Here is a 13,526-nt window from a genome sequence, read left to right as displayed (position 1 = left end):
CGGGCAGTAATCGACGTTCATGCTCTCAAGAGCTCACGGCGGGCATCTGCGTTACCGCCATTTGCGCAGGAGCAGACTGTTACCGCTCAACCGAGGAGACCTACGGTGAGTCTGTCCACCATCGATCGCACCGACCCACGCACGCCCGTGGCGCGGCTGAGCCGCTTCTTCGACCCGGACTCCCTGTCCCTGTTCGCCGCGGCCGACGGCTCCGGCGTGGTCGCCGGGCAGGGGCTTGTCGCCGGCAACGAGGTCGTCGCCTTCGCCACGGACCCGACGGTCCAGGGCGGCGCGATGGGCCGGGACGGCTGCGCACGCATCGTGCACGCGATCGAGTCGGCGGTCCGGATGGGCTGTCCGGTCATCGGCATCTGGCACTCCGGCGGCGCACGGCTGCGGGAGGGCGTGGCCTCGCTCGACGGGGTCGGCCGCGTGTTCGCCGCGACGGTCCGCGCCTCCGGGCAGGTGCCCCAGCTCTCCCTGGTCCTGGGTGCTGCCGCCGGCGGCGCCGCGTACGGCCCGGCGCTGACCGACCTGGTCATCACCGGCCCGGACGCGAAGGTGTTCGTCACCGGCCCCGACGTGGTCCGCTCGGTGACCGGTGAGGAGTGCACCGGGGACAGCCTCGGCGGGCCCGAGGTGCACTCGACCCGCAGCGGTGTCGTCCACCTCGCCTGCGACACCGACGACACCGCCTTCGAGCAGACCCGCGCGATCACCGCGCTGCTCGCCGACCAGGGCTCGATCGGCCCCGTCCCCGAGCGGGACCTCGGCCAGCTGCTGCCGGAGAACCCGCGCCGCGCGTACGACGTGCGCCCGCTGGTCGCCGGCCTGCTCGACGACGAGGTCGTGGAGCTGCACCCCAAGTGGGCACGCAACATCGTGACCGCTCTCGGCCGTCTCGGCGGCCGGACGGTGGGCGTGGTCGCCAACAACCCGCTGCGCCGCGGCGGCTGCCTCGACGCCCTCTCGGCGGAGAAGGCGTCCCGCTTCGTGCGCATGTGTGACTCCTTCGGGATTCCGCTGGTGGTGCTGGTCGACGTGCCCGGCTACCTGCCGGGTGTCGGCCAGGAGTGGGAGGGTGTGGTCCGCCGGGGGGCGAAGCTGCTCTACGCCTTCTCCGAGTGCACCGTCCCCCGGGTCACCGTGGTGACACGCAAGGCCTACGGCGGCGCGTACATCGCGATGAACGCCCGCTGCCTGGGCGCGACCGCCGTCTACGCCTGGCCGACCGCCCAGCTCGCGGTCATGGGCGCCGAGGCCGCGGTCGGCATTCTTCACCGCCGCCAGCTCGCCGAGGTGCCCGCACAGCGCCGCCCGGACGTGATGGCCGAGCTGGCCGAGGAGCATGTCCGCGCTGTCGGCGGTGTGGAGCGCGCGGTCGAGCTCGGCGTGGTGGACGCGATCGTCGCTCCCGCCGAGACCCGCGGGGCCGTGGCCACCGCGCTCGCGGAGGCGCTGGCGGCCGCCCGCCCGGACAAGAACGTGCACGGCAACATCCCGCTGTAGCCCCAGAGCGGTACCGGGCGGCCGGGTGGGTCCCATGTGGGGCCCACCCGGCCGCCTCGTTTCCGGCGGGCGGCTCACGGCCCNCGCCCGCCTCGCCGTTCGGGCGGATCGGGACGCCCGGAGTCCGTCAGCCGGATCCAGCTGGCCTCCGTCGCGTCGACGAGCCGGCGCATGTCGATCACGAGCAGCGCCAGCTCACTGTCCGGCAGCACGCCCGGATCGACAGTGGCAAGCCTGGCCACCTGCGCGTCGATGTCATCCACCGCCACCGTTGCGGACCGGCGACCGGCGACCGGCGGAAAATTACTTAGCATTGCGAAATAAATTTCGCTGGGCGTGGGTTGTCGAGGGCGGAGGTACACCGCATGAGACGCATGGTCACGTCACTGGCGCACGGATCTGTCACCCCCGGCACCGCGGAGTCACGAACCGGGACGTTCGCCGCGCTGCAGGTGCCGAACTTCCGCCTCTTTCTGGGCGGTCAGGTGGTCTCCCTGTGCGGGACCTGGATGCAGACCATCGCCCTTGGCTGGCTGGTGCTCTCCCTCGGCGCCTCCGGTACCGAGCTCGGCCTGGTGACGGCGGCCCAGTTCCTGCCGGTCCTGCTATTCGGCGCCTACGGCGGCCTGATCGCCGACCGCTCGGACTCGCGGCGACTGCTGATCACCACCCAGATCATGCTCGCCACGCTCGCGGTCCTGCTCGGCGTCCTGGACGCCACCGGCACCGCCGAGCTGTGGATGGTCGCGGCCGTGGCGGCGGTGATCGGTCTGATCAGCGCGGTCGACAACCCGACCCGTCAGAGCTTCGTCCAGGAGATGGTCAGCGCCGACCATCTCCCGAATGCCGTCACCCTGAACTCGGTGACGATGAACGCCGCCCGCGTCGTCGGGCCGGGCATCGCCGGCATCCTGATCAGCCTGGTCGGGACGAGCGGCTGCTTCCTGCTCAACGGGGCTTCGTTCGTGGCCGTCGTTCTCGCCCTGCGGCGCATGGACGTCGGTGCCCTGATCCCCTACCGCCCGGTGCCTCGGGCACCCGGCCAGGTGCGTTCCGGTCTCGCCTATGTGGTGCGGACCCCGGAGCTGCGGATCCCGCTGCTGATGATGGCCGTGATCGGCGCCCTGTCGTACGAGTTCCAGGTGGTGCTGCCCCTGGTGGCCCGCGAGACCTTCGACGGTTCGGCAGCCACCTACAGCCTGTTCACCGGCGCGATGGGGGCCGGGGCCGTCGCCGGTGGCCTGTTCGTGGCCCGGCGTCGCCGCATCGGTGTCGGTGCCCTCGCTCTGGCATCGGGCCTGTTCGGAGCGGTTCTCCTGCTCGCGGCGGCCGCCCCGACGCTGGCGCTCGAGGTCGCCGCGCTGGTCGTCGTCGGCGCGGCGAGCGTCGCCTTCATCTCCACCGGCAATGCGACCGTGCAGCTGGCCGCGGCGCCGGAGATGCGCGGCCGGGTGATGGCCCTCTGGTCGGTGGCGTTCCTCGGCTCGACGCCGGTGGGCGGGCCGATCGCGGGCTGGGTGGCGGAGACATTCGGTGCCCGCGCCGGCCTGCTGCTGGCCGGCGCGGCCGCCCTCGCCGGCTCCTTCTACGCGTTGTCGTCGCTGCGCCGCGGTGCTCGTGCGGTGCAGGAGAGCGCTGGCGCTGACCAGCCCGTCGCCCGCCACACGCCCATGGCCGAGCTCGCGCCCGCGGCCGCACTGGTGCCCGCGGCCGCACTGGTGCCCACCGACGGGATCGAGCCCACCGCCACGCTGGAGCCGGCGGTCACACCGTCCAGGATCTGAGCGCCGCCCTGGGCCCGAGCACCATCCTGAGCCTGAGCGCCATCCTGAGCCTGAGCCTCACTTCGTGGTGGACGGGCCCTCGGGCAGCGCGCGCGGGGTGGTCGGTGCCTCCTGGGCCGCCGCCTTGCCGAGCTCGGGCAGTTCGCGCAGGCCGTCGTTCTCGTACATCCCCCGGTGGGCGAGTACCTCCGAGCGGTGGTAGGCCTCGGCGACGTCCAGGAAGCCGGGTTCCAGGTAGCGGCGGCCGTCGATGGTCGGGCCGACGGTCCCCTCCATGATGGCTTCGACGTCCTCGCCGGTGAGCGTCTTGTGGGTCTCCAGCGCGTGGGTCAGCGACAGCACCTCACGCCGGTTCGCGGCCAGGACGCCCTCGGTGCGCTCGTAGAGCTCCCGCAGTTTGGCCTCGACCTGCTCGCCGAACGGCCGGTCCGCGTCGATGGACGCCTGGCCCATCTGGTGCTCGATCATGCTGAGCCGAGAGGCGAGCGTCTCCCCCATCGCCGCCGAGGAGATGTTGCCCGAGACCAGCAGGGTGGCGCTGCGCAGGTCGCCGCCGACACCGACGGTGTTGTCGCCGTCGAAGAACATCCGTTCGCCGGCCAGCGAGGCGAGCGACACCATGACCTGGATCTCGATCTCCGACTTCCACATGAACATGCGGTCCTCGACGGCGACATGCGCGACGAAGCCGCCGACTCCCCCGCGGCGCTCGATGGTCGCCAGGTCGATGACCCGGCCACGCTGGGTGCGGTAGGCGACGACGGCGTGGCAGGCCTCGTGCAGCGCGATGCTGTGCCGCTCGCGGGCGATGTGCTCGTGGTCGTCGGCGAGGCCGTACTCCTTGATCACCCGGGCGCGGAGGATGTCCTGCCAGGTGATGACCTCGCGGCCGTCCTTGATCGCCTGGACGAGAGCCTCGTTGACCGTGTCCTTGATGGTGGCGCCGGTCGCCTCGGGGCTCATGATCGCGAGCCGCTCGATCTGCTCGGCCGTCAGCTCGTGGTTCACCTTGGCCAGATAGCCCTCGAAGGTGCGGATCCGGCCTTCCTTGCTGGGGTAGCCGACCTTGTAGATCCGGTCGATGCGGCCGGGACGCAGCAGGGCCTCGTCCAGCGACTGGGGCATGTTCGTCGCCATCATGACCAGGATGCGGTACTTCGGCGGCGGCTTCGGGCGCATGCCGAGGGTGCGCCGCACGACCCGGTTCAGGAAGCCGCGCGGCTTCTTCAGGCCCGACATCTCGGTAAGCAGCGCCTGCAGGGTCCCGTCGACCTTTCCGCCGCCGCCCATTCCACCCATGACGAAGTTGTCCCGCTGCGCATGATCGCGGGCAATCTGCGCCTGGGCGAAGGTGTCGAGGTAGGAGAAACCGTTACAGGTGTCCACCGACGCCACGCCCGCCGGCACCCCGAAGGCGCCGTGCCCGGCGGAGAAGACGTCGCGGCCGCCGGCGAACCCGCCCGGGCGGGCGGCACTGGCGGCAAACGGGGTCGCGCCGCCGAGCTTCCCCCCGAAGCCGGTGGCGAGCTGGCCACGGTTGCCCAGGGTATCGGCCTCGTCGAAGAACACGATCACGCCGCCGTACCGCAGCGACAGTTTCCGCAGTCTGCGGAACAGCGACTTGACCTTCAGAATGCCGACGCCGACGAACATCGCCGAGAAGGCGCCCGGGTCGACGAAGACATAGGGTTTGCCGGTCTCGCCGGCGACCGCCTCCGCGATCAGCGTCTTACCGGTTCCCGGCGGGCCCCACAACAGGATGCCGCCCGGAACGTAACCGCCGCGGTCCTCGATCTCCTCCGGGCGTTCAAGGTAGAACACGTTCTCCCGGACCCGCCCGACGACGTGGTCCTGGCCCCACACGTCGGCGAACCGTGTCTTGATGTCCTCCGGGAAGTAGACCTCGACGCCGCCCTTGGACAGGAACCAGAAGATCGCGACGAACTGGCCGACGACGACCAGCATCAGCATAACTATCTGCAGCACATAGGGAATCGCGCCCCAGGCCGCGCCGGGCAACCCGACCGTCGCCTCGAAGAGGGACTCGTCGACGATCCGCGCGTAGATGAACAGGAACAGCGCCAGCGCGACGACGATCTTAAGCGCGCGGCTGACCCGGTACCGGTTCCAGTCGTTCAGGCGCTGCAGACGGCGTTCGGCGCGGCCGAAGACCTTCTCCGTCCAGAAGCGGTAGTAACCCGCCGACCGCTCGCCGAGAAAGATGTGGATCTGGTGGACGACCTCCAGGCCGAACAGCGCCAGGATCCACCAGCTCGACTCCGCCTGGATGCGGATCGCGTCGCCCCACGTCATCAGTGGGTTGCCCGAGACGTCCGCGGCCACCACGAAGGCGAAGAGCGCCCCGAGCAGAAGCAGGAACTTCACCCTGTCCCAGAGCGCCGCGGGGCGGCGGCGCTGCGACTCGCCCGGCCTCGCGTCGCCGTCCTCGTCCACGGGCCCCGTCACGGTGGAGGATCCCGGACGTCCCGCCCGGTCGCGTGTGCTCATGCCTGCTGCCCTCGGTCCGTCGGCTTGATCGTGAAGGAGCCCGTGACCTCGCCGATCTGCCCGCCGTGCTGGGCGTAGCACAGCGCCGAACAGGCCAGGACGAGCTGGTAGAGCACGGTCTGGTTCTGGTCCAGCAGGCTCGTCTGATCAATGGTCACCAGGCCTGCCGCCGTGGCCACCTGGTACACCAGGTGCACTCCGTGGACGCCCTCGTCCTGCGCGACCGACTCGTCGGCGAGCAGCAGGAAGTTCGGCGCCATCCGCGCGCCGTAGGGATCCTTGCGGACCGCCTCCTCCTGCGCCGCGACCGCGTCGTCGACGGAGACGACGAAGTTGCGCAGGTCATTCGTGGAGACCGCCCGGGCCTCCTCCGGAAGGAGATGCCGCACCTGGACGAAGCCCTTCGGCAAGGGGGCGTCGGGAACGAACAGGCTCGTCTCGTCGAACTTCTCGGCCGCGTCCAGGCCGACGACCCACTCCCGCGACATCAGGCCGCGAAGCATCTCCGGGCTCACGGTGCGGGCGTCGATACCGAACAGCGCGGGCCCGGGCATCTCCTGATGCGTCCAGCCGGCCGGCACCTTGAGGAACGCGCCGTCTTTCTTGTTCGTTACATACTGGTAACTGGGCGAGCCGCACCCGACCACAGCGGCCAGTAGCGCGACCACCGCGACGACGACCAGAACGAGGCCGGATCTCGGCCGCGAACATGGCCAGGCTCGTGGCAGTGGTCGTGGCAGGCCACGACTTCCAACCTCCACGGCGATCCTCCAGCCTCGCGAGGTCGAGCCCATGACGCGACTCCGGTCCATGGATCTACACCGGCGATGGATCTCGTGTTTCCCATTGCAAGTGTCGCTCATTCCGGTGTGAGGTCGGAGAAGATTTACCGGAAAGAGCGACCGCCGATTACCCTCCGCTGCCATGACCGCCCCCTCCCTGGCGGGTGCGGCACCGGTCTCCACCCTGCGGGCCCCCGGGTGAGGGCGCCAGTCGGTCACCACCCGGTCTCCGTCCGAGCCCGGCGAGGACTGCGAATACCGATCTGTCCAAGGCCTGGAACAGGGCACAGAAGTGCCCGGCTCTGGACAGGTACCCCGGAGGGGGCACACTGTCGGGTATGGCGCATTACCGGCGTGGACGGAAGGTGCCCGCGCTGCCCCCGGTGCGCAGGCATATCGTCGGCGGCCTCACCGTCGTCGCCGTGTTCGTCATGGTGGGCCTGACCGTGTGGCGGCCGATCGCGGCCATCCCCGCCCTGGCAGTGATCGTCGTTCTCGGCGTGCTGGACTTCGTGATCGTCACGAAGTCACCGGCCGCGGAAAGCCTGCCGTCCGGTCCGCTGAGCGGCAAGGAGCTCGACTGGGAGTCCGGGCTGATCGAGGCAGCGCCGGGCCTCGTCGACGCGCCGACGCAGATGCTTCCGCGACTGGCGTTCCGCTACAGCCGCGACGCCGAGGACGACGAGGACGAGCCCGCGGCGGATGACGTCCACACGATGGCCATCGACATGCGTGGCTATCTGGACGAGACCGGCACCGCCCGCATGCGCTGACGCCCGACTGACGCCCGCCTGCCGCCCCCGGTCGTCGCCGACAGGCGGGCGGACAGACAGGCCGACAGGCGGACAGGCGGACAGCACGGGTTGCGTTGTCCGTCAGGCCCGAGCGGCGTTACCCGTCCCGGTGTCCGTGCCGCCGTCGGGGCCGGGGAGCAGTGACAGGACCGTCTCGACCGCGGCGTGCACGTCCGGCCCGCTCCCGCCGGCGCGGCCCGCCGCCAGCCCGACCAGGAACGCGGTCAACGGCGCCGCCGGCCTGGCGACGCCGTGCGCCACATCCCGGGTGAGGTCGAGGACGAGCGCGGCGTCCACGCTTCCGGGCTCCAGGCCGAGCGCGGCGCTCACCCGGGCGACCCACCCGTCGAGGGCCCGCGAGACTTCGTCGCCACCTGTCACCAGCCTGCCTCCATCCGCTGTGTGCCTGCCGAGCCCGTTCTTCGGCTGCTGATCGACGCCGTCCGCGGCCGGTCGCCGCCCGACGCGGGCGGCGTCATCGCGGCCAGGCCCTGGCAGCGGCCAACGCCTCGGGATCGTCGCAGTCCAGGCAGGCACGGGCGTCCGCCGGCACCGTGCGCACCTGCCGGCCGGCCAGCAGCGACCGCACCGAACAGCCGGCAGGACGGGCCGGCAGCGCGGCCCGGAGCACCATCGTGCGCCAGGCAGCGGCCAGGTACTGCGTCCGCCCGGACGGATCACTCAGCACCGCGACGTCGGCAGGGGCAGGAACCGCAGGGACGGCAGGGACGGCAGGGACGGCAGCGGAGCGCACGTCGAGCCGGTCGAGCAGGCGGTGGATCTCGGCCGCGCCGAGAAAGGGCAGGTCGACGGCGAGGACCACGACAACCGGAGCCTCCACCAGGCGCAGCCCCGCGGCAATGGCGGCGACGGGGCCCCCGCCGGGTGGGTACTCACGGGCCCACCTGACCCGCCGGGAACCAGCTGGCCGCGGCCGGGGTGGTCCGACGACGATGGTCGAACCGACCGAACCGACCGAACCGACCGCGCCGACCGCGCCGAGCACGCGGTCGAGCAGGCGGGCGCCGTCCACCTCGAGGGTGGCCTTGTCCGCGCCGCCCATCCTCCGGGCCAGGCCGCCAGCCAGCACGATCGCGTCCCACGGAACGCCACCGCCGCCCGTGCGGGTGGCCCCGGGCCGCGCGGACACTCCCGGTGGATTCAACCGCCGATCGCCGACATCGGGCGGTCCGGCTGGCGGAAGCCGGGTGTGTCGATGCCGTGGCCGGCACGCTTGCCCGCAACGGCCCGGGCCCACAGGACGGCCAGTTCGTCGTCGTCGGCGCCGGCGCGCATCGGGCCCCGCAGATCCGACTCCTCCCGCGCGAACAGGCAGTTGCGGACCTGCCCGTCCGCGGTGAGCCGCACCCGGTCGCAGGCGGCGCAGAACGGCGCGGACACCGAGCCGATCACCCCGACGGTGCCCGGGCCGCCGTCAACCATGAACAACTCGGCCGGTGCGCTCCCCCGCGACTGGGCCCGAGCCGGTTCCAGACCGAACTCGGCCCGCAGCAGCTCCATGATCTCAGCTGCCGTGACCATCTCGGCCCGGCGCCAGCCGTGCTGGGCGTCGAGCGGCATCTGCTCGATGAACCTCAGCTCGTAGCCGTGCTCCAGGCAGAAGCGCAGCAGCGGCGCCGCCTCGTCATCGTTCAGGCCACGGACGAGGACAGCGTTGACCTTCACCGGGGTGAGCCCGGCGTCGACCGCGGCGGCCATGCCGGCGAGGACGTCCTCGATCCGGTCCCGGCGGGTGATCCGGGCGAAGCGGTCGGCGCGCAGTGTGTCCAGCGAGACGTTGACGCGGTCCAGGCCCACGGCGGCCAGCCGGGGCGCCAGGTCACTCAGCCGCAGGCCGTTCGTGGTGAGCGAGATCTCGGGCCGCGGCGACAGCGCCGCCATCCGTTCCACCAGGTGGACGAGGCTGGGCCGCAGGGTCGGCTCACCCCCGGTGAGGCGGATCTCGGTCACCCCGAGCCTGGTCACCGCGAGCGTGACCAGGCGCAGGACCTCGTCGTCGGTGAGGATCCGCGCGGTGGGCAGCCAGTCGAGCCCCTGGGCGGGCATGCAGTAGGTGCAACGGAGGTTGCACCGGTCGGTCAGCGACACCCTCAGGTCGGTCGCGACTCGCCCGTGGGAATCGGTCAGCCGCATATGGCCAGACTAGGTGCCGCCCGGACGGGGCACACGCGTTTGGACGGGCACGCCCGACGCCGGGGGTCGTGCCCCGGGTGGCCCGATCGTCCGCAGTGGCTATGAACGTCCGGCACCGTCGAAAGCGCCCGCGATCGCCACGACGTCCCGGCGGCCTGCGAAACTACAGCAGGTAAGGCAAGGTCGGCGTGGCCCGGCGAGGCCGCCCGGCGCCGGCGTTTCGGAACACGGCGCTCCGTGGCACGGCGCTCGTGGCACGGCGCACAGCGAGACACTGGGGAGAGGACGGGGTACATGCGGGTCTTCGGGGTCGACATCGGTGGGACGGGTATCAAGGGCGCCCCGGTCGACACTGAGGACGGAACGCTGGTCGCCCCCCGGTTCCGCATCCCCACGCCGCAGCCGGCGGAGCCCGAGGCCGTCGCACGGACCGTCGCGCAGGTGGCCGAGCACTTCGGGTGGACCGGCCCGGTCGGCGCCACCTTCCCCGCGGTGATCAGGGCAGGGGTGGCACACACCGCCGCGAACGTCGACGAGAGCTGGGTCGGCAGCGACGTGTCCGCGGTGCTCGGCGGGGCACTCGGCCCGGCGCTCGGCGGCACGGAGGTCGCGGTCGTCAACGACGCGGACGCCGCGGGGATCGCCGAGATGGCCTTCGGTGCCGGCCGCGACACCGCCGGCCTTGTCGTGATGACCACCTTCGGCACCGGTATCGGCACCGCGTTGTTCCTGCACGGCCAGCTGATCCCGAACACGGAGCTGGGGCACCTGGAGATTCACGGCCACGACGCGGAGACGAAGACGTCCGACGCCGCTCGGGAGCGCGAGGACCTCTCCTGGGAGAAGTGGGCCAAACGGGTCAACCGCTACCTGGGCGCGCTGGAGGCGCTGCTGTGGCCTGACCTGATCATCGTCGGCGGTGGGGCGAGCAAGAAGGCGGACCGCTTCTTCGACCATCTGGAGCTCCGGACGAAGGTCGTCCCGGCGCAGCTGCAGAACGAGGCGGGCATCGTCGGGGCGGCCATGTTCGCCGCCGGTGAGCAGATCCGCCCGCGGCCTGCCCCGCGACCGGCCCGCCGGCGAGGCCCGGCCACCCGGCCGCCGGGGGGCCGGCGTCCCTGAGCACGACGGGCTGGCGAATCGTCCGCCCGTCCTGCGGGCATCCCCCGGACGGGCCATCCACATGGGTGGTCCGTCCGGTGGTGATACGTCACATCGACGTCCGGGACCAGCCCCCGACGTGTCCAGAACCTTCGACGCGAGTCAGACTGTGCGTGTCGTCGGCCGCAATGCGACCGTCTGGCGCCATCGATGGCAGGCTGTCACCTACCGGGCATGGCGGCGAGGCGGTTTGGCGTGCACGCCGCACGTCGGCGTGCCCTCAGGGTGTCCCGCGGGGCAGGCCGGATGCCCGGCCCCGTATGGGTGTCGGCACGGTGTGTCACCGCGCCGGGCCCCACGGCAGGAGATCGACGGGAGGAGAAGGCGCCATGCGCGAGCTGCGGGCGGTCGCACTCAGCGAGGACGGCGGCTATCTCGTACTCGCCGACGCAGCCGGGCGTGCCGATGCGGAACAGTTCCGGGTCGCCGTTGACGATCGGCTGAGGGCCGCTCTGCGCGGGGCCCGACGTAGTGAAGTACGCGCGGAAAGCGCGCTGACCCCCCGCGAGATCCAGGCCCGGCTTCGGGCCGGCGAGACCGCCGCGGACGTCGCGCGAGCCGCGGGCATCCCCGTGGAGCGGGTCGAGCGCTACGAGGGGCCCGTCCTCGCCGAGCGCGCCAGGGTGGTCCAGGAGGCCCGCGCCGCGCTGCTCCCGAAGGACCCCGGCGGCATACCGGGCCGGCCCCTCGGCGAGGTCGTCGACGCGCGCCTGCTCAGTGTCCAGGACGATCCGATCGCCGCCCAGTGGGACGCCTGGCGGCGGGTGGACGGGATCTGGCTGGTCCAGCTCACCTCGGACAGCCGCTGCGCCCGCTGGACGTGGGACCCGGTGGTCCGCCGCGTGCGCCCTCACGACGACGCCGCTCGGGCGCTGGTCGCCCCCGAGTCCGTCGAGCTGCCACCGGCACAGCCGCAGGGTCCCGGCCGTGCCTCCGCACCGGCGCTCACCCTCGTGCACGACCAGGGCGCCCCCCCGGCCTACCCGAGCAGCACCCACGGGGCCGGTGGATCCTTCCAGCCGCAGGAGCCGGCTGCTCCGACCGCCGTGCCCACCGCGTTTCCCACCGCGGCCGCGGTGAACGCTGCCGGCTACCTGCCGGCCGGCCACGGCGCGCCGGATCCGGCCGGGTACGGCCAGGCGGACGCCGCCGGGCCGGCCCCCGTGGCTGGCCCGCAGGCCACCACCACCGCCGCCGCCGCCCACAAGCCGGCTGGAGTCGACAGCGCGGGTAATGACGCCGGGCACCAGTCCGCCGGGCACCAGTCCGCCGGCCACGGCGGCGTGGCCTACGGCGGCACCGGGTACGAGCCCACCGGCTACGAGGCCGCTGCGCATGGGGCGGGCGGGTACGGCGACGCCGGAGCCACCGAAACCGCCGGGTACGAAGCTTCCGGCCACGACAACGCCGGCCACGACAACGCCGAGGGGTACGAGCCGGCCGGGTACGACGCCGCCGGTCGGGGTACGGGTCTCCACGGGGCGGGCCGGTCCCACTCATCGGAGCACACCGGGCCCACCCGGATCGCGTCGTCCCAGGATGCCTACCCGGCCGCCCCGTCCCGTCCGGTGTCCGCGGCCCGCCGGGCGGCCCCGACCCCATGGCAGGGAACGGCGCCGGGAACGCCGGCCCGGCCCGCGGGCGGCCGGCGCGCCGCACCGCCCGCTGGCAGGTTCGCCACCCGCGACCGGGCGGTGCCTCCGCCGGACCACGGCACGCCCGACCACGGCACGGCCGACCACGGCGGCGAGGGCCACCCCTCCGCCTCGGTGCCGGCCGGCCGCCGTGCCCTCGCCCCCGACTTCGCCGCCGCCCGCGACGAGGCAGTGCCCACTGCGGCTCAGGTCCCCTACACCGGGTCGAAGCCGATCGACGAGGTGAATCTCCTCGGCGCCGGCCCCAGCCCGGCCTCGCTCTCGGACGTCGCGCCGGAGACGGCCGGCATCAACGGCACGGGCACGGGCACGGAGGCCACCGAGGATCTGACCGGGATGTCACCCGCCGAGGACGGCTGGGACGAGACCCCGACCGACTCTCCGGGCCCTGTCACGGCCGCCGGGCCGACGGGCACCGAAGAGGGGACGACAGCGGCGGAGACGTCCGTAACACCGCTGCAGACCGCACCGCTGCAGACCGCGCCACGCCGGTCAGCCACCGCGGCCGGCGGGCCACGCCGTGCCGCTGGGAGCCGTAGCACCCCCGCGCGCACGGCGGCGTCGGCGCCGGGGCGCCCCGGTACCGGCGCCGCACGGGTACCGGGCGGAGCGGGGGCGGCTGGCGGCGGCGCCGCGGTCGCCCGCGCCACCGACTCGCCCGCGCCACCCGGCGCCGCCGGGTCCGCGCCGGCTGCCGCGGGAGCGGATCCGAGCGGCACCGAGCACCTGGCAGGGACCACCCCGGGCGAGAACGCCGCCGGCACCGCCGGCACCGCCGCCGCCGTGGCCGACGGCCCCGCAGTCCACGGTGCCGCGACCGGTGGCCCAGCCCCGGCGACGGCTCCCACCTCGGACGCCGCAGATGAGAGCACTGCCACAGATCCGGCGGACGAGGCAACGGAAACGGCCACAAAGTCAACGCGGGGCAACCAGGCGGCGACAACGGGTAATCGTGGGCGCCAGAACGGGACAGCTCGTGGAGGCGAACGTCCCACAGGCGGTCGACGCGGGCGCAAGTCGGTGCCAGCATGGGATGACATCGTGTTCGGCGCTCGCCGGCCCTGACCGGCGGACCTGAGCACGAGACCCGTCACCGCTCCACCCCCGGGTGGAACCGGGGGGCGGGGGCCGCTCTGGATGCAACGACGCCGAGAGAGCCGGCTGTGAGTAAACCGTCAC

General features: G+C 72.7%; 10 protein-coding genes. 5 read left to right on the top strand and 5 right to left on the bottom strand.

Going from position 1 to position 13,526, the window contains the following annotated elements:
- The first annotated feature begins 105 nt into the window (after positions 1-105).
- A complete protein-coding gene (locus tag B207_RS0112510; protein ID WP_018636881.1) occupies positions 106-1,509 on the top strand; it encodes an acyl-CoA carboxylase subunit beta in 1,404 nt (467 codons plus the stop codon).
- Between the two features lie 374 nt (positions 1,510-1,883).
- Positions 1,884-3,293, top strand: a complete 1,410-nt coding sequence (locus B207_RS0112500; RefSeq protein WP_018636879.1) for an MFS transporter — start codon at positions 1,884-1,886, stop codon at positions 3,291-3,293.
- 57 nt (positions 3,294-3,350) lie between these two features.
- On the opposite strand, the gene B207_RS0112495 is transcribed toward B207_RS0112500, so the two are convergent.
- Both B207_RS0112495 and B207_RS0112490 read right to left on the bottom strand, forming a co-directional pair.
- Positions 3,351-5,801 (bottom strand): AAA family ATPase, encoded by a 2,451-nt coding sequence (locus tag B207_RS0112495; protein ID WP_026310992.1) that lies wholly within the window; start codon positions 5,799-5,801, stop codon positions 3,351-3,353.
- Positions 5,798-6,469, bottom strand: coding sequence for a hypothetical protein (locus tag B207_RS0112490; protein ID WP_018636877.1), 672 nt, complete (start codon positions 6,467-6,469; stop codon positions 5,798-5,800). The genes B207_RS0112495 and B207_RS0112490 overlap by 4 nt, the downstream gene beginning before the upstream one ends.
- Positions 6,470-6,921: 452 nt before the next feature.
- On the opposite strand from B207_RS0112490, the gene B207_RS0112485 reads away from it, so the two are divergent.
- Positions 6,922-7,356 (top strand): hypothetical protein, encoded by a 435-nt coding sequence (locus tag B207_RS0112485; RefSeq protein ID WP_026310990.1) that lies wholly within the window; start codon positions 6,922-6,924, stop codon positions 7,354-7,356.
- Positions 7,357-7,458: 102 nt separating this feature from the next.
- On the opposite strand, the gene B207_RS33670 is transcribed toward B207_RS0112485, so the two are convergent.
- From B207_RS33670 to moaA, 3 genes are all read right to left on the bottom strand, one after another.
- Positions 7,459-7,758: a DUF6457 domain-containing protein gene (locus B207_RS33670; RefSeq protein WP_018636875.1), complete on the bottom strand. Its 300-nt coding sequence runs from the start codon at positions 7,756-7,758 to the stop codon at positions 7,459-7,461.
- 94 nt (positions 7,759-7,852) lie between these two features.
- Positions 7,853-8,527, bottom strand: a complete 675-nt coding sequence (gene mobA / locus B207_RS0112475; RefSeq protein WP_018636874.1) for a molybdenum cofactor guanylyltransferase — start codon at positions 8,525-8,527, stop codon at positions 7,853-7,855.
- Positions 8,528-8,538: 11 nt separating this feature from the next.
- Positions 8,539-9,531, bottom strand: coding sequence for a GTP 3',8-cyclase MoaA (moaA, locus tag B207_RS0112470; RefSeq protein WP_018636873.1), 993 nt, complete (start codon positions 9,529-9,531; stop codon positions 8,539-8,541).
- Positions 9,532-9,825: 294 nt separating this feature from the next.
- On the opposite strand from moaA, the gene ppgK reads away from it, so the two are divergent.
- Together ppgK and sepH are read left to right on the top strand one after the other, a co-directional pair.
- The gene (gene ppgK, locus B207_RS0112465) at positions 9,826-10,653 is read left to right on the top strand and encodes a polyphosphate--glucose phosphotransferase (RefSeq protein ID WP_018636872.1); all 828 of its coding nucleotides are present in this window, start codon (positions 9,826-9,828) and stop codon (positions 10,651-10,653) included.
- A gap of 368 nt (positions 10,654-11,021) precedes the next feature.
- Positions 11,022-13,412: a septation protein SepH gene (gene sepH, locus B207_RS0112460; RefSeq protein ID WP_026310989.1), complete on the top strand. Its 2,391-nt coding sequence runs from the start codon at positions 11,022-11,024 to the stop codon at positions 13,410-13,412.
- The last annotated feature ends 114 nt before the right edge of the window (positions 13,413-13,526 follow it).

It is taken from the genome of Parafrankia elaeagni (assembly GCF_000374165.1).
GTDB classification, from domain to species: Bacteria; Actinomycetota; Actinomycetes; order Frankiales; family Frankiaceae; genus Parafrankia; species Parafrankia elaeagni.
The sequence above is the reverse complement of the archived record's forward strand: the minus strand, read 5'-3'. Positions and strand labels throughout refer to the sequence as shown.